Here is a 15,981-nt window from a genome sequence, read left to right on the forward strand (position 1 = left end):
GGCGATGCTCGCCCACGCCTTCCTCGCCGCTGTCGCCACCACCGAACGAGCCGACGAAACACCGAATGGATGGATTGCGTTGACCTGCAACGAAATCCACCACCTGTTCACCACCCTGATCAGCCAGCCAGCACACGATGCAGCCCACCTGCTCCGCTGCTCGAGGTGGCGCAGACGCCACCAACACCGCGCCCGACAAGGCCACTACCAGCGACAATCCACCCGCGAACCATAAACATCACAAACTACGGCTGGAGTACTAGGGCCGCGTGGTCTTCCAAAAGTGCGTTGGCCGCGATCGCGCGTGAGCGCGCGCACTGTTCAAGGAAGAAAGCCTTGACGGTGTCGAAGGTTTCGTCTGGGGCGAGGAACCAGTTGTCCGAGGAATCGTGGTCACCCCAGGGTTCCGCGATCATCTCGGCGGTGAAACCCCAACGCAGCCAACGCAATTCGACGTATGCCAGATGTTTGAGCATCGCCAGCGGCACCCAGCTCGACGGGAGGCGGCTCGCCCGCAACGCTTCGTCGGAGAGGCCGTCCAGTTTGCGGAGGGCCGCGTCGCGGTAGAAATCGAGGTAGCCCGTGAGTAGTTCACCGGGATTGCTCAGGGTTCTGGCGGGTTCGGTCATGGGCACAGTTTTCCCGGGTTTCCGGGTCCGCCGCCAGTCTCTCGAACACTGTTAGAGTGGCGGCATGGGATTCCCGACGAACAGCACGCGGGCCGGCACCGGCGAAGCGGTTGAGCTGCGGCTGCCGCGCAACAAGGTGAGCCCCCGGGCGAAGGCGTATTGGTTCGTCCGCGCGCTCATCGGCTGGATCGTGCTCTTCGCGGCTGAGCTGGTCTGGTTCCTGACCGGTGACGACGCCAACGCGGGGCTGCACGTCACCGGGCTCGTGGTCACCGTGGTCGTGGCTGCCGCGCACCTGGTCATCATGCCGCGCTGGCGGTTCGCGGTGCATCGCTGGGAAATCACGCCCGACGCCGTCTACACCCGGTCCGGCTGGATCGACCAGGAGTGGCGGATCGCGCCGGTGTCGCGCATCCAGACCGTCGACAGCGAGCGCGGCGTGTTGCAGCGGCTGTTCGGGCTGTCGGACCTGACGGTGACGACGGCGTCTTCCGCTGGGGCACTGAAGATTCACGGGCTCGACGTCGAAGTCGCGCAGCGCGCGGCGGACGAGTTGACGGGCAACGCGGTGGCGTCCGAGGGGGATGCCACGTGACCACGCTGCCCGACGTCGTCGCGGAAGAGACCGGCACCGGCGAAGGCTGGCGGCGGCTGAGTCCCCGCATGTTGGTCGTCCACCCGCTGAACGAACTGCTCAGGGCCGCACCGGCGCTGCTCGCGGTGCTTGTCGTCGGCGCGACCTCGGGCCGCGGGCCGTGGTGGTCGGTGGCCGGCGCGGGCGCGCTCGTGCTGATGGGGATTCTGCGCTGGTTCACCACGACTTACCGCGTCACGCCTCGGCAGGTACAGGTCCGCAAGGGCCTGGTGCGCCGGCGAGTGCTGACGGTGCCGACGGATCGGGTGCGCACTGTCGACGTCGACGCGCAGGCGCTGCACCGGATTTTGGGGCTGGCCAAGGTAAGCATCGGCACCGGACGGTCCGACAAGTCGGATGAAGGCATCAAACTTGACGCGCTGAGCAAGGGCGCGGCCGAGCGGTTGCGCGGCGAGTTGCTGCATCGGCGTCCGGTCGCTGTGCAGGCCGGCGAGAACACTGAAGGGAATGTTCCGGCACCTGATCCCGAGGTGGTGCTGGCGTCGTTGCAGCCGGGGTGGATCAAGTACGGGCCGTTCACGTTGTCCGGCTTCGTGACGGTCGGTATCGTGGCCGCCTTCGTCTTCCGGCTGATTTCCGAGTCCAACGTCGATCCGGACCGGTTCGGGCCGTTTCGGGTGGTCTTCCACCACCTGTCTTCCGTGTCGATCGCCCGGGCGATTTCCGAAGCGATCGTGACGCTCGTCGTCGTCGTGGTTGTCGCGTCGACGGTCGGGTATGTGCTCGCGTTCTGGAACTACCGGCTCACCCGGCATTCCGGCGGCACACTGCACGTGTCCCGCGGCGCGATCAGCACGCGCTCGACGACGATCGAAGAGCGCCGCTTGCGGGGCGTCGAAATCAGCGAGCCCTTGCTGCTCCGGGCGGTCAAGGGCGCGCGGATTCTCGCCATCACCACGGGTTTGCGTGTCGGCAGGGGAGCCGAGCGCGGCGGAACGCTGTTGCTGCCGCCCGCGCCGCGGGACGAGGCCGAGCGGGTGGCGCGGGATGTGCTGACCGATCCCGCCGCGGTGTCGGCCGGGCTCGTTTCGCATGGCCCGCGGGCGCGGCGGCGGCGCTACAACCGCGCGCTCGGGATGTGCGCGATCCTGGTCGGCATTTTGTTCGTGCTGTGGGCGACGGACGTCGCAGGGCTGGATCTCGCGTTGGCGTCATTGGTGCTGTTGCCGATCGGCGCGCTGCTGGCGGCGGACCGCTATCGCAGCCTCGGGCACGCGGTTTCGGAGTCGCCCAGTGGTGCGACGCTGGTGGGCAGGCACGGATCGCTCGTGCGCCGCCGCGTGATGCTGTCGCGGGACGGGATCATCGGCTGGAACGTGCACCAGTCGTTCTTCCAGCGCCGGTCGGGCCTCGCGACGCTCATCGCGACCACCGCCGCCGGGCATCAGCACTACGAAATCGTCGATGTCGAGCTGGCGGAAGCGCTTCGGGTCGCGGACCAGGCCTTACCTGGACTGGTCACGCCGTTTTTAGTTCACCCGAACGTGTGAGCTGCGGAAGCTGAGGCGGGGAAATGGCGCTGGTGCGCGAGGAGGCCGTCCGTGCCGCACTGCGGGTGCTCGACGACGTGGGGCTGGAAAGCCTGTCCCTGCGCAAGCTCGCGAAGGAACTCGGCATTCAGGCGCCGACGCTTTACTGGCATTTCAAGAACAAACAGGAACTTCTCGACGAAATGGCGGCCATGGCCATGGCCGAAGCCGGCGACGGCGTCCTGCCTCCCGCCGACGCCGAATGGGACTGCTGGCTCGCCTGGATGGCCCGCCGCATCCGGCGCGGCATGCTCGCCCATCGCGACGGCGCGCTGCTGTCGAGCGCGAGCCGTCCGGCCCATGACAGATGGGCGGATGTCGAGGGACTGCTTGTCGTGCTCCAAAAAGCGGGGTTCGGTCCGGCCGACGCGATGCGCGGGATCGGGACGTTGACCAACTACGTCCTCGGCACGACCCTCGAGGAACAGCAGGCCGCCAACCAGGAATCGGCGATGCCGGAGTTCGATATGTACCCGGTGTTGCGTGAAGCGGTGGTAGCGCTGGCCGCCGCGGATCCCGAGCGGCGATTCGAGCACGGGCTGAGTCTCATCCTCGACGGGATGCGCGCACAACTGGCCTGACCGATTTTTGGTACCGGAGACCAAAAAGCGGGGCGGACCCCGTGTTCCGCGCCCGGTGGATCCGGGCGCCGGGGCTGGAATCGTGGACGTCTACGCGGTGCGTCCACCGCACCTGTCCGAGCGACGAAAGCTACGGGAGCGATGTGACTCTCACCTACCTGACTTGGTGTGGTGGCGCGGCGTACGGTGAATCGGTGCGCGCTATCCGCAACGACATGGCCGCCGATGACTCTGTGCTCGTGTCACAGATCGTGTCCTCGATCGCGGCGTCGATGAGCGGTCATCTCCGGTCCGTGGTGGAAGACCTGCGTGAGCGGCTGCTGAGGGAAATCGACTATCTCGACGGCGACGAGCGTCTGCTCGAGGTGTTGACGGCAAGCCTCGAAGCCAACATCGGGACGCTGACCCACATTCTCCGGCACGGCATCGCGGCGAGTAACGCCGAGACACCGCCGGCCGCGGTCGAATACGCACGGCGACTGGCACAGCGCGGTATCCCGGTGTCCTCGCTCGTGCGCTGTTACCGGCTCGGCCAGGACAGCTTTTTGCGCTGGTGCTTGGAAGAACTGAAGCGCTACGGCGGTGAAGCCCACGTCGTGTCGGCGACCGCGCTGGAACTGGTCGGGATCACCTCGGCGTATATCGACTTGGCGACCCAGCGCATGGTGGCCGAGTACGAGGACGAGCGTGACCGCTGGGCGCTGAACCAGGGCGCGGTGCGCGCCGGGCGGGTGCGGGACCTGCTCGACGGGCGTGACGTCGACCTGGAGTCGGCCGAAGTCGCGCTCGACTACGGCTTCCGTCAACAGCACCTCGGTCTGGTGGTGTGGGGAGATCGCGAACAGCCTGGAGACAGTCCATTGCCTGCGTTGGAACGGATGGTTCGCTCGCTCGGACAGCGGATGGGCTGCTTGAAGCCTCCCCTGTTCGTCCCCGTCGACGAGCTGAGCGCGTGGGTCTGGCTGCCGCTCGGCCAGCGCACGGTGTGGGACAACGAAGTGCTCGCCGAGGCCGCCGAGGCGGTGGACAGGCCGATCCGGGTCGCCGTCGGCGCGCCGGGCGGAGGAGTGCGCGGGTTCCGCCGTTCGCATCGCCAGGCGTCGCAGGCGCAGGCCGTGGTCGTGGCCGGCCAGAAACCGGCGCCTTCGGTGACCGGGTTCGAAGAAGTCGGCCATGTCGCGCTGATGTGCAACGACATCGAGGAGACCCGGGCCTGGGTGGCCGACATCCTCGGGGCGCTCGCGCTCGACGACGAGCCGCACGCGCGGCTTCGCGAGACAGTGCGCGTTTTCCTCTCCTCGGGTGGCAGCTACGCGGCGGCGGCCGCGCATCTCGGGATGCACAAGAACTCCGTCCAGTACCGCCTGCGGAAGGCCGAGGAGGTGCTCGGGCGGCCGGTCCGGGAGGACCGGCTGAACCTCGAGCTCGCGCTGTCCGCCTGCTGCTGGCTCGGCAAGACGGTCTTGCTCCCGAAGCTGGGGTGAACGCCGTTTACCAAGATCGAACCGGGGTGAAACGCGCATAGGAGAGGTTTGTCATCTCGATATTCGCCGTTGGGCTTCTCGCGGGCGTGTTGGCCACCTCACGCTGGCTTAACCTCCAGGTCGGAGCCCGATTCGACGTGTCAAGCCTGTCTGGCGGACGATTCATTTTCTGTCACCGTTCGAGACCGCTTCGGCCGACGATGACGACATATCGGCCTGAAGATGTCATGCTGAGGTCCCGATCGTGGCCCTCGTCGTGACTGATCATCGGTTGTCACGAGGGCTGGAAGAAGGTTCCAGATGACCTGGGCAAGGCATGCCAGTCACCCCAATCCGGCAGAAGACCAGAGCTGGTTGGCGGGTGTTCGAGCCGAAGAAGAGATCCGGCTCACCGCGCAGAACGGCAAGGCGGCACGGACGGTCGCCGGCCACTCATCGGACGCGCTGGATTGTGCCGAACTATTGGCGATGCTCGGCCTCGAGGCCGCAGAAGGCAGGAAATCCGGAGCCTCGGCCTCGGCTTGATCGAAGGTTTCACCCGGCTGGCTGACCACCGATGCGGGTGGTCAGTTCGGCGGCCGTCCGCTGGACGTCGACGGCGAGCTCCGGCCAGTTGGTGCCGCAGACCGTCGTCTCGTCCGGGCAGTGATGCCGCAGCGTGACGCTGATGGCCGCCATGGGTCGTCCGCCGTGATCGAATACCGGGTAGGCGACCGAGGCGAACCCAGGCGTCACCATCCCGTCCTCGACGGCCCAGCCGAGTCTGTGTTCGGCGCTCAGCGTCCGGCGCAGCTCGGCGAGGCCGCGGGGGCCGCGGTCGGTGCGCAGCACGAACGCCGACGCGGTAGGGAACAGCGCCCGCACATGTGGGGCGGGCAGGTGCGCGAGGATGGCGCGGCCCGACGCCGTGAGATGCGCGGGTAGCCGCACGCCGACCTCGGTGACCAGGGTTTCTGGGCGGGCCGGGCGTTCCTTGATCAGGTAAAGCGACTCGTTTCCGTGCAGCACGCCGAGATGAGCGGTGTGCCCGACCCGGTCGACGAGTTTGCGCAGCAACGGTCCCGCCAGTCGTTCGAGCGGATCGTGCCGCAGGTATGCCGAGCCCAGCTCGAACGCGGCGATCCCGAGCCCGTAACGACGTTCGTCGGTCAGGTGCGCGACAAAACCGGCCGATTCCAGCTCCGCGAGCAGGTGATACGTCGTCGAGCGCGGCAGGTCCAGCTCGCGGGCGACGGTGGCCGCCGACACCGGACCGGCGCGTCCGCCGAGTACACGCAGGACGGCCAGGCCGTTGCGCAGTGCCGGTACGTCACTGCTCCTCCCCACCGCGGGTCCTTTCGTCGTGAATTGTTGGATCAGACTCAACAGGATGGCCCCCGCGCGCGTTGGAGGGGCACCCGTCGAAGGAGAGTTGTCTGTGTCGCTGGGTTTCGAGGAGTTCGTGGCGCTGCGCCTCGACGCCTTGCTGCGCTACGCCACGGTGCTGACCTGCGATCCCCACCTGGCCGAAGACGTCGTGCAGGAGGTCCTGCTGCGCGCGCAACAGCGTTGGCCGCGGATCGGTGAGATGGACGCGCCGGCCGCCTACGTCAAGCGCATGGTGACCAACGAGTACCTGTCGTGGCGTCGCCGGCGGGCCGCTCGTGAGGTCGCGGCGTCCAAGGCGATGCTCGACGCCGTCGGCCCGGTCGTGCCGGATCGCACCGGCGAGTACGACGAGCGCGACGCGATGCTCTCCAGGATCGCGCAGCTGCCGCGTAAACAGCGGTCCGCGATCGTGTTGCGCTACTACGAGAACTGCACCGACGCCGAGATCGCCGCCGTGCTCGGTTGTGGCGAAGGCACTGTCCGCAGCCATCTTTCCCGCGGGGTCGCGAACTTGCGCGCGGGCGAACTCCAGCGCCCGGCGTCGACTGTGGAGGGAAAATGAGCGGTCACGAAGAACTGATCAAGGAAGCTCTCGTGCTTCAGGCTTCGCGAGCACCGAGTGGGGAGCGGGTGCTATCTGTTGTGCGGCAGCCGGTTTCGCGGCGGCCGCTGGTGTTGACAGGAGTCGTCGCGCTGGTGATCGCGATCGCGGTGGGGATTCCGTTCGCGCTCAGGCCGTCGACCCCCGATCCGGCGACGTTTCCGGCGGCCGCGGCGGCGGGCTCGAAGCTGAAGTACGGCGCGACCTGGCTGCCCGACGGGTTCCGGGAGCGGTTTCGCGCGAGTGACACCGACGGCTGGGGGCAGGTGCGGAAGTGGGCGAACGGGCCGATGACCATCAGCCTCGGGGTGAACTCGACGAGGAATCCAATGTGGACGGACGCGGCCGCGAACATCGAGAGCGGATACGACAAGGTCGACATCGGTGGGGTGACGGCGTCGTACAGCCGGATCGACGGTGGCGCGAAGCTGACGTGGATACCGGAGCCGGGAACGGTGCTGCTGCTGACTTTGCGGGATGTGCCGGACATGCGGACGGTCGCCGTCGAGGTGGCCGGATCGGTGCGGCCGGACGGGATTTCGTCGATCTCGACCGGGCTGGAATTCGGGCGGCTGCCGGTTGGGTTGGCGAGTACGAGCATGCAGCTGAGCGGGGTTTCGCCGGAGACGGGGGCGGGGGAGATCGTCGCTTCGGGCGGGATGACGACGTTGACCGCTTCGTTGAGCCGTGAGCCCGCGCGGGTGGACGGGCAGGCGGTGGTGGTGCGGGGGCGGCAGGGGGTATACGCGGCGCCGGTCAAGGATTTGGGCGGGTTCAGCGATGGTGTGCTGGCGGTGGAGCTCGATGGCGGGCGATGGCTGGTGCTGCGGTCGCCGCAGGTCATGAGTGCCGCGGGTGAGCAGTTGCCGACGCCGCTCGGCTCGTCGGACCTCGTTGCCGTCGCCGACTCGCTCACCGTCTCGGACACTCCGGACCACTCCTGGATCGGCACTCGCTAGACCCTCGCCATCTGTCGACAGATGGCGATCCCTTAGTTCCTGAGAGACCGCCATCTGTCGACAAATGGCGTTGTGGATAACTCGGGAGCCTGTGGATAAGTCGGGCGAATTTGGGGAGTTCGGCGAATTTTTGTCGTACCGTCGTCGCACGGTGACGGGGTGTACAAAGAACCGAAATCAGACATCACCGGTCCCTTCCGTGGCAGTCACGCCGTCGGCGAAGAGGTGCTGAGCAGATCCCAGCTGCGGGCGCCGTTGTACGTCCGGCTCTTCCAGGACGTTTATGTGCCCTCCGGCTATCCGATCACCCACGAATTGCGGTGTCGCGGCGCGGCGTGGCTCGCGCCGCCGAGTGCGACGCTGACCGGCAGTTCCGCCGCGGCCGTCTACGGGTTCGAGTTCGCCGGGGTCCATGACCCGGTCGAGTTCGTGGTCGACGAGAAGGTCAAGTTCACCGCGCAACGCGGCATGGACATCCGGAGGAGCACGCTTGGTCCGGTGGGTGGCGAGCCGTGGGGCGAAGTCCGGCTCGCCAGTCCGTTGAGGATGACCCTCGATCTGCTTTGCAACACGAAGCTTCGAAGATCGCTGCCCCGCACGGTCGGCATGCTCGATGTGCTGCTTCGCGCCGGTTTCGTCGACAAGGACGAGCTGGCGGCATGGCTTGAGACGCGGCACGATCGAGGCATCGTCCGAGCTCGGAAATGTGTCGAGCTGGTGGATCCCCGGGCCGAGTCGATCCCCGAATCGGAGGTCCGTGTCTGGCTGATGCTGGGCGGGTTGCGGCCGGAGCTCCAGATCAACGTCCACGACGAGAACGGCGAGTTTCTGGGCAGGCTGGACCTGGGGTTTCCCGACTACAAGCTGGCGATCGAGTATGACGGGAAGTGGCACGACAACCCGGAACAAGCTCGTCTCGACAAGATCCGGCGTGAGCGGATGGAAGAACACGGCTGGCGGTTCGTAGTCGTGACCAGCGAGTGGTTGCGTGACGACCCGCGCGGGCTCGTGGAGACCGTGCGTGCCGCCATCTGTCGACAGGTGGCGATCCCTTAGTTGCTGAGAGACCGCCATCTGTCGACAGATGGCGGAAGGGGTGTGTCTGGGATGTCAGACGGTTGTACCCGGCAGGGGTGGGACGGGAGGGCGGAGGGGAGGGTGGAATGGGGGTATGCCGGAGACTGTGTTTTCCCCGAACCCCGTGTTGCTGGGGTCGGAACCGCTGAGCGCTGAGCAGGTCGTCGCGGTCGCCCGCGGAGCCGCCGCCGTCGAGCTCACCGCCGCGGCCGAGAAGAACCTCGCGTCCACGCGCCTGCACATCGAGGCGCTCGCCGAAGCCACGGAGCCCACGTACGGGGTGTCGACGGGCTTCGGGGCGCTAGCCACCCGCCATATCCCGGTCGAGAGCCGGACGGCGTTGCAGCGCTCGCTGATCCGCTCGCACGCGGCCGGCGCCGGCCCGGCCGTCGAGCCGGAGGTCGTGCGCGCGCTGATGGTGCTGCGGCTGCGCACCCTGGCCAGCGGTTACACCGGCATCAGGCCGGGCACTGCGCAAACGCTTGCCGCGCTGCTCAACGCCGGAATCACGCCGGTCGTCCACGAGTACGGTTCGCTCGGCTGCTCCGGCGACCTCGCGCCGCTCGCCGCTGTCGCGCTGGCGATGATGGGCGAGGGCGAGGTCTTCGACGTCACGGGCCAGCGCGTTCCTGCCGCTGCCGCTATGAGTGCCGCGGGCATCGAGCCGGTCGTGCTCGCCGAGAAAGAGGGCCTCGCGCTCACCAACGGCACCGACGGCATGCTCGGCATGCTGCTCCTCGCCGCCGCGGACCTGCGCAAACTGTTCGACATCGCCGACATCACCGCCGCGATGAGCGTCGAGGCGCTGCTCGGCACCGACCGCGCGTTCGCCGCCGACCTGCAGGCCCTGCGCCCGCACCCCGGCCAGGCCCGCAGCGCGGCACGGATGTTCGCCGCGCTCGCCGGTTCCGAGATCGTCGAGAGCCATCGCGGGCCCGACTGTCCCCGTGTGCAGGACGCCTACTCGCTGCGCTGCGCCCCTCAGGTGCACGGCGCGGCAAGGGATTCGCTGACGCACGCCGAGCTCGTCGCCGATCGTGAACTCTCGTCCTTTGTGGACAACCCGGTCGTCCTCGCCGACGGCCGCGTCGAGTCCAACGGCAACTTCCACGGCGCCCCGGTCGCCTACGTGCTCGACTTCCTCGCCATCCCGCTCGCCGACATGGCCAGCATCGCCGAGCGCCGGACCGACAGGATGCTCGACGTCGCGCGCTCGCACGGGCTGCCCGCGTTCCTCGCCGCGGACCCCGGCGTCGACTCCGGCCACATGATCGCGCAGTACACCCAGGCCGCGATCGTCAGCGAGCTCAAGCGGCTCGCGGTGCCCGCGTCGGTCGACTCGATCCCGAGCAGCGCCATGCAGGAGGACCACGTCTCCATGGGCTGGTCGGCCGCGCGCAAGCTGCGTAAAGCGGTCGACGGGTTGACCACCGTGCTCGCCATCGAACTGCTCACCGCCGCGCGGGCGCTGGACTTCCGCGCGCCGCTCAAGCCCTCGCCGGTCACCGGAGCCGTGCGGGACCTGCTGCGCACCCGGGTCGACGGCCCGGGGCCCGATCGTCACCTGGCGCCGGAAATCGCCGCCGCCGAAGAACTCGTCGCGTCGGGTGCAATCCTTGACGCCGCCAAGCTGGAGGACTGATGAGCCAAAGTCGCACGGTTCGTGCCGCCCGAGGCACCACGCTGACCGCCAAGAACTGGCAGACCGAAGCCGCGATGCGGATGTTCCACAACAACCTCGACCCGGACGTCGCCGAGCGCCCCGAGGACCTCGTCGTCTACGGCGGCACGGGCAAGGCCGCCCGCAACTGGGCGAGCTTCGACGCCATCACGCGCGAGCTGACCACGTTGGAAGCCGACGAGACGCTGCTGGTCCAGTCCGGTAAGCCGGTGGGCGTGTTCCGCACACACGAGTGGGCGCCGCGGGTGCTGCTGGCCAACTCGAACCTCGTCGGGGACTGGGCCAACTGGCCGGAATTCCGGCGTCTCGAACAACTCGGCCTGACGATGTACGGCCAGATGACCGCCGGTTCCTGGATTTACATTGGCACGCAAGGAATCCTGCAGGGAACTTACGAGACCTTCGCCGCGGTGGCGAAGAAACGGTTCGGTGGCACGCTCAAGGGCACGCTGACCGTCACCGCCGGGCTCGGCGGGATGGGCGGCGCGCAGCCGCTCGCGGTCACCATGAACGACGGCGTCGCGCTGGTCATCGAGTGCGATCCGCAGCGCGCGCATCGCCGCGTGGAAACCCGTTACCTCGACGAGGTCGCCGACGATCTCGACGACGCGATCCGCCGGGTCACCGCGGCGAAGAAGGAAAAGCGCGCGCTGTCGGTCGGGGTTGTCGGCAACGCGGCCGAAATCCTGCCCGAGCTGCTGCGCCGGGACGTCGAGGTCGACATCGTCACCGACCAGACCTCCGCGCACGATCCCTTGGCGTACCTGCCGAAGGGCGTCAGCGTCGAGGACTGGAAGGACTACGCGGAGAAGAAGCCCGACGAGTTCACCGACCGCTCGCGCGAGTCGATGGCCGACCACGTCGACGCGATGCTCGGTTTCCTCGACAAGGGTGCCGAGGTCTTCGACTACGGCAACTCCCTGCGCAGCGAGGCGAAAGCCGGTGGCTGCGAACGGGCTTTCGACTTCCCCGGTTTCGTGCCCGCCTACATCCGCCCGCTGTTCTGCGAGGGCAACGGGCCCTTCCGCTGGGCCGCGCTCTCCGGCGACCCCGAGGACATCCACGCCACCGACAAGGCGATGCTGGAACTGTTCCCCGAGAACGAATCCCTCGCGCGCTGGATCCGGCTCGCCGGGGAACGTGTTGCCTTCCAAGGACTTCCGTCGAGGATCTGCTGGCTCGGTTACGGCGAGCGGCACCTCGCGGGCCTGCGGTTCAACGAAATGGTCGCCAGCGGCGAGCTCAAGGCGCCGGTGGTCATCGGACGTGACCACCTCGACTCCGGCAGCGTCGCGTCGCCGTACCGGGAGACCGAGGGCATGGCCGACGGTTCGGACGCGATCGCGGACTGGCCGCTGCTCAACGCGCTGGTCAACACCGCGTCCGGGGCCAGTTGGGTGTCCATTCACCACGGTGGCGGGGTCGGCATGGGCCGCTCGATCCACGCCGGACAGGTGTGTGTCGCCGACGGAACTCTTTTGGCGGCGCAGAAACTCGAGCGCGTGCTGACCAACGACCCCGGCATGGGCGTCATCCGGCACGTCGACGCGGGTTACGAGAGCGCCGCGAAGGTCGCCGACGAGCGTGGCGTCCGGGTCCCGATGCGGGACCAGGCGTGAGGGCGAGTCAGCTGCTCGACGAGATCGCGGCCGTCGGCCGGGATCGGGTGCGGGGCGGCTTTTCCCGCCACGCCTTCGATCCGGCCGAGGGCGAGCTGCGGACGTGGTTCGTCGAGCGGGCGCAGCGGCTCGGGCTGGACGTCGAGACCGATCGCAACGGCAACATCTGGGCCTGGTGGGGCACGCCGGGTCCGGATGCCGTGGTCACCGGGAGCCACTTGGATTCCGTGCCCGGCGGTGGTGCGTTCGACGGCCCGCTCGGGGTGGTCAGCGCGCTGGACGCGGTAGAGGCTTTGCAGGCGAAGGGATTCGTGCCGGGAAAGCCGTTCGCCGTGGTGGTCTTCGCGGAGGAGGAGGGCGGCCGGTTCGGCGTTCCTTGCCTTGGTTCGCGGCTGCTCACCGGGTCGATCGACGCCGACCGGGCCCGCGCGTTGCGGGATCCTGACGGCGTGACGCTGGCGGAAGCCGCTTCCCGTGCCGGGCATGATCCGGAGCGGTTCGGTGCCGATCCCGAGGCGCTGTCCCGGATCGGGCGGTTCATCGAGTTGCACGTCGAACAAGGTCGTGGGCTGATCGATCTCGGGTCGCCGGTGGCCGTGGGCAGTACGGTGATCGCCCATGGGCGTTGGCGATTCTCCTTCAGCGGTCAGGGAAACCACGCCGGGGCGACGCTGATCGGTGATCGTCACGATCCGATGATCCCGGCCGCCGCGGTGGTCGCCGCGGCTCGTCGTGCCGCGTTGGCGACTGGGGACGGCAGGGCGACGGTCGGTCGGCTGGTGCCGACACCGGGTGGCACCAACGTCATCGCCTCCACCGTGGATCTTTGGCTGGACGCCCGGGTTCCCGGCGACAAGCGCACGCAGGCATTGGTCGCCGAGATCACCGAGGCGGCTGAGGAAGCGGCGCTCGCCGAAGGGTGTCTGATCACGGTGAGCGAAGAGTCCTATTCGGACACGGTCACCTTCGACGCCGGTCTGCGGGACGAACTCAGCAAGCGACTGGGCGGTGTTCCCGAGCTGCCGACCGGTGCCGGGCATGACGCCGGTGTCCTCGCCGCTCACGTGCCGTCCGGCATGCTGTACGTGCGGAATCCCACCGGAGTCAGCCATGCGCCGGAGGAGTTCGCCGAGGTCGCCGACGTCGATCACGGGGCACGAGCGCTCGCGGCTGTCCTGGAGCATCTGTCGACATGACGACGTTCTGGTGTGAGTACGCCTGGTTGCCCGACGGCATCGCCGAAGGGGTGCGCATCGAGGTCACCGGCTCGCTGATCGAGTCGGTGACGCCGGGCGCGCCGCGTGAAGGCACTGTCCTCACCGGACTGACGACGCCGGGGTTCGCGAACGGACACTCGCACGCGTTCCATCGCGCGCTGCGCGGACGGACACACCATGAGCGCGGCACGTTCTGGACCTGGCGGGAGCGGATGTACGCGCTCGCGTCTCGGCTGGATCCGGACTCGTACTACCGGCTGGCGCGCGGGGTCTACGCGGAGATGGTTCTCGCCGGGTACACCAGCGTCGGCGAGTTCCACTATTTGCACCACGCGCCCGGCGGGAAGCGGTACGCCGATCCGAACGAGATGAGCGCCGCGCTCGTCCGGGCCGCGGCGGACGCGGGCATCCGGATCACGCTGCTCGACACCTGTTATCTGGCAGGCGGTTTCGGCCGTCGGCTCGATGAGCACCAGTTGCGGTTCGGTGACGGGGATGCGCAGGCGTGGGCCGAGCGGGTGGATTCCTTTGCACCGGAAGGAAACGCGCGAGTGGGCGCCGCGGTGCATTCCGTGCGTGCCGTCCCCGTCGATCAGCTGCCGGTGGTCGCGGAGTGGGCTCAGGGGCGGCCTTTACACGTCCATCTTTCCGAACAACGTGCTGAGAACGCCGACAGTTTGAGCCACTACGGCCGCACGCCGACAGCGTTGCTTACGGAGGCGGGAGTGCTGGGGCCGCATACGGTCGCCGTGCACGCCACGCATTTGACCGAAGCGGACATCGGCGCGCTGGGGCGGACGCGGACGCGCGCGTGCTTCTGCCCGACCACCGAACGCGATCTCGGCGACGGGATCGGCCCGGCCAGGTCCCTTGTGGACGCCGGTGTCGGGCTTTCCCTTGGCAGCGACAGCAACGCCGTTGTGGACGCGTTCGAGGAAACCCGTGCGCTGGAGTTGAACGATCGGCTCGCCAGCGAGTCTCGAGGCCGGTTTTCCGTGGCTGAGCTGATGGCCGCCGCCACGGATCACGACGCCATCGGCTGGGAAGGGGTCGGCGAACTGGAAGCCGCAGCGGGCGCCGACTTCGTCACTGTCGACCTCGGCTCGATGCGGACTGCCGGCGCCGAGCCGAGCGGGTTCGTGTTCGCCGCCTCGGCGGCGGATATCGTGCACGTCATGGTCGCCGGGCGGCAGGTCGTCCGGGATCGGGTGCATCAGCTGGTCGAAGACCCGCAACTCGTACTGGCCAAGGAAATCGAGGCACTGTGGCAACGTTGATCACCGGCATCGGCGAGCTCACCACGAACGATCCCGAACTCGGGAAGCTCCACGACGCGGCGCTCGTTCTCGACGGTGACAAGGTCGCGTGGGTCGGTTCCGCGGCGGACGCGCCGAGCGCGGACGAGCGTGTCGACGTTGACGGCCGTGCGGTGCTGCCGGGCTGGGTCGACAGTCACACGCACCTCGTTTTCGCCGGTGACCGGACCGCGGAGTTCGAGGCACGGATGGCCGGAAAGGCTTACCGCGCGGGCGGAATCGCCGTGACGGTCGGTGCGACGCGGGCGGCTTCCGATGCGGAACTCAGCGCGAATCTGCGTCGGCATGTCGACGAAGCTCTCAGCCAGGGCACGACGTGCCTGGAGACGAAGACCGGCTACGGCCTCAACGTCAAAGACGAAGTTCGCTCGGCGCGGATCGCCGCCGAGGTCGCGGACGAGGTGACGTTCCTCGGTGCGCATCTGGTGCCGCCGGGTGCGGAGGCCGAGTCCTATGTGGATCTCGTGTGCGGCGAGATGCTCGACGCCGTGGCGGGTTTGGTTCGCTGGGTGGACGTCTTCTGTGAGAAAGGTGCTTTTGACGCGGCACAATCAGCGCGGGTGCTTGAAGCGGCTATCGCGCGTGGGCTGGGTGCGCGGGTACATGGGAACCAGCTCGGCGAAGGGCCTGGTGTGCAGTTGGCTGTCCGGCTTGGTGCGGCGAGTGTGGACCACTGCACGTACCTGAGTGACGACGACGTCGAGGCACTGGCGTCATCGTCCACAGTGGCGACGTTGCTCCCGGCTTGCGACTTGTCGACGCGGCAGCCGCTCGCGCCCGCGCGCCGGTTGCTTGACTCGGGGGCGACGGTCGCGTTGGCCAGCAACGCGAACCCGGGCAGTTCGTACACGACGTCGATGGCGTTCTGTGTCGCGACGGCCGTGCTGCAGATGCGGATGTCGATCGAGGAGGCCGTGTGGTCCGCGACGGCCGGTGGGGCGCAGGCGTTGCGGCGCGACGATGTCGGGGTGCTCCGGGTGGGGGCGCGGGCGGACGTCCATGTGCTCGACGCGCCTTCGGTCACGCATCTCGCTTATCGGCCGGGGGTTCCGCTGACGTATTCGGTGTGGCAGCGTGGCACTCAGGCTGGGGGTTCGCCTAGGACCAGGTGGACGAAGGTGCCGGAGAGGCCCTAGGTGTTGCCGGCGAGGGCCGGGCCGGGATAGGGCCACCTCGGAGGTACACAGTGGACAGTGGTGTCGGGCCGCTCGGGCGCAGACCTTACACTTTGCGTCACCGAAGATACTGTCTGGGTGACCATCGTG

Annotated in this window: 15 protein-coding genes; 13 read left to right on the plus strand and 2 right to left on the minus strand. The window is 68.1% G+C overall.

Going from position 1 to position 15,981, the window contains the following annotated elements:
* Window positions 1–245 precede the first annotated feature (245 nt).
* Window positions 246–629, minus strand: a complete 384-nt coding sequence (locus VGP60_RS33625) for a DUF664 domain-containing protein (RefSeq protein ID WP_327552205.1) — start codon at window positions 627–629, stop codon at window positions 246–248.
* 64 nt (window positions 630–693) lie between these two features.
* Here VGP60_RS33625 and VGP60_RS33630 point away from each other — a divergent pair, with 64 nt between their 5' ends.
* From VGP60_RS33630 to VGP60_RS33650, 5 genes are all read left to right on the plus strand, one after another.
* Complete coding sequence (locus VGP60_RS33630; RefSeq protein ID WP_327552206.1) at window positions 694–1,224, plus strand: PH domain-containing protein; 531 nt, start codon at window positions 694–696, stop codon at window positions 1,222–1,224.
* Entirely contained in the window at window positions 1,221–2,774 is a 1,554-nt protein-coding gene (locus VGP60_RS33635; RefSeq protein WP_327552207.1) for a PH domain-containing protein, read from the plus strand. Before VGP60_RS33630 ends, VGP60_RS33635 begins: the two co-directional genes overlap by 4 nt.
* Before the next feature lie 23 nt (window positions 2,775–2,797).
* Window positions 2,798–3,394 (plus strand): TetR/AcrR family transcriptional regulator C-terminal domain-containing protein, encoded by a 597-nt coding sequence (locus VGP60_RS33640; RefSeq protein WP_327552208.1) that lies wholly within the window; start codon window positions 2,798–2,800, stop codon window positions 3,392–3,394.
* Window positions 3,395–3,588: 194 nt separating this feature from the next.
* A complete protein-coding gene (locus VGP60_RS33645; RefSeq protein ID WP_327552209.1) occupies window positions 3,589–4,878 on the plus strand; it encodes a PucR family transcriptional regulator in 1,290 nt (429 codons plus the stop codon).
* Window positions 4,879–5,178: 300 nt separating this feature from the next.
* A complete protein-coding gene (locus VGP60_RS33650; RefSeq protein WP_327552210.1) occupies window positions 5,179–5,403 on the plus strand; it encodes a hypothetical protein in 225 nt (74 codons plus the stop codon).
* A gap of 9 nt (window positions 5,404–5,412) precedes the next feature.
* Here the strand turns inward: VGP60_RS33650 and VGP60_RS33655 are convergent, their stop codons facing one another.
* The gene (locus VGP60_RS33655; RefSeq protein ID WP_327552211.1) at window positions 5,413–6,204 is read right to left on the minus strand and encodes an IclR family transcriptional regulator; all 792 of its coding nucleotides are present in this window, start codon (window positions 6,202–6,204) and stop codon (window positions 5,413–5,415) included.
* Between the two features lie 91 nt (window positions 6,205–6,295).
* Here VGP60_RS33655 and VGP60_RS33660 point away from each other — a divergent pair, with 91 nt between their 5' ends.
* From VGP60_RS33660 to hutI, 8 genes are all read left to right on the plus strand, one after another.
* Complete coding sequence (locus VGP60_RS33660; protein WP_327552212.1) at window positions 6,296–6,808, plus strand: SigE family RNA polymerase sigma factor; 513 nt, start codon at window positions 6,296–6,298, stop codon at window positions 6,806–6,808.
* Window positions 6,805–7,806 (plus strand): hypothetical protein, encoded by a 1,002-nt coding sequence (locus tag VGP60_RS33665; protein ID WP_327552213.1) that lies wholly within the window; start codon window positions 6,805–6,807, stop codon window positions 7,804–7,806. The genes VGP60_RS33660 and VGP60_RS33665 overlap by 4 nt, the downstream gene beginning before the upstream one ends.
* 159 nt (window positions 7,807–7,965) lie before the next feature.
* Window positions 7,966–8,862 (plus strand): hypothetical protein, encoded by an 897-nt coding sequence (locus VGP60_RS33670; RefSeq protein WP_327552214.1) that lies wholly within the window; start codon window positions 7,966–7,968, stop codon window positions 8,860–8,862.
* 115 nt (window positions 8,863–8,977) lie between these two features.
* Window positions 8,978–10,525 carry a histidine ammonia-lyase gene (gene hutH, locus VGP60_RS33675; RefSeq protein WP_327552215.1) on the plus strand — a complete coding sequence of 516 codons (1,548 nt, stop codon included), beginning with the start codon at window positions 8,978–8,980 and terminating at the stop codon, window positions 10,523–10,525.
* Window positions 10,525–12,183, plus strand: a complete 1,659-nt coding sequence (hutU, locus tag VGP60_RS33680; protein WP_327552216.1) for a urocanate hydratase — start codon at window positions 10,525–10,527, stop codon at window positions 12,181–12,183. Before hutH ends, hutU begins: the two co-directional genes overlap by 1 nt.
* Window positions 12,180–13,379 carry an allantoate amidohydrolase gene (locus tag VGP60_RS33685; RefSeq protein WP_327552217.1) on the plus strand — a complete coding sequence of 400 codons (1,200 nt, stop codon included), beginning with the start codon at window positions 12,180–12,182 and terminating at the stop codon, window positions 13,377–13,379. Before hutU ends, VGP60_RS33685 begins: the two co-directional genes overlap by 4 nt.
* A complete protein-coding gene (locus tag VGP60_RS33690) occupies window positions 13,376–14,677 on the plus strand; it encodes a formimidoylglutamate deiminase (protein WP_327552218.1) in 1,302 nt (433 codons plus the stop codon). Before VGP60_RS33685 ends, VGP60_RS33690 begins: the two co-directional genes overlap by 4 nt.
* Window positions 14,665–15,852: an imidazolonepropionase gene (gene hutI / locus VGP60_RS33695; protein WP_327552219.1), complete on the plus strand. Its 1,188-nt coding sequence runs from the start codon at window positions 14,665–14,667 to the stop codon at window positions 15,850–15,852. Before VGP60_RS33690 ends, hutI begins: the two co-directional genes overlap by 13 nt.
* Window positions 15,853–15,981 lie beyond the last annotated feature (129 nt).

The organism is Amycolatopsis sp. (assembly GCF_036008905.1).
Lineage (GTDB): Bacteria > Actinomycetota > Actinomycetes > Mycobacteriales > Pseudonocardiaceae > Amycolatopsis.

Bases quoted from the DNA above. Each gene is read 5' to 3' on its own strand.
- VGP60_RS33650 (WP_327552210.1), top strand. From the start codon at position 5,179: ATGACCTGGGCAAGGCATGCCAGTCACCCCAATCCGGCAGAAGACCAG.
- VGP60_RS33665 (WP_327552213.1), top strand. From the start codon at position 6,805: ATGAGCGGTCACGAAGAACTGATCAAGGAAGCTCTCGTGCTTCAGGCT.
- VGP60_RS33640 (WP_327552208.1), top strand. From the start codon at position 2,798: ATGGCGCTGGTGCGCGAGGAGGCCGTCCGTGCCGCACTGCGGGTGCTC.
- hutH (WP_327552215.1), top strand. From the start codon at position 8,978: ATGCCGGAGACTGTGTTTTCCCCGAACCCCGTGTTGCTGGGGTCGGAA.
- VGP60_RS33625 (WP_327552205.1), bottom strand. From the start codon at position 629: ATGACCGAACCCGCCAGAACCCTGAGCAATCCCGGTGAACTACTCACG.
- hutU (WP_327552216.1), top strand. From the start codon at position 10,525: ATGAGCCAAAGTCGCACGGTTCGTGCCGCCCGAGGCACCACGCTGACC.
- VGP60_RS33630 (WP_327552206.1), top strand. From the start codon at position 694: ATGGGATTCCCGACGAACAGCACGCGGGCCGGCACCGGCGAAGCGGTT.
- VGP60_RS33690 (WP_327552218.1), top strand. From the start codon at position 13,376: ATGACGACGTTCTGGTGTGAGTACGCCTGGTTGCCCGACGGCATCGCC.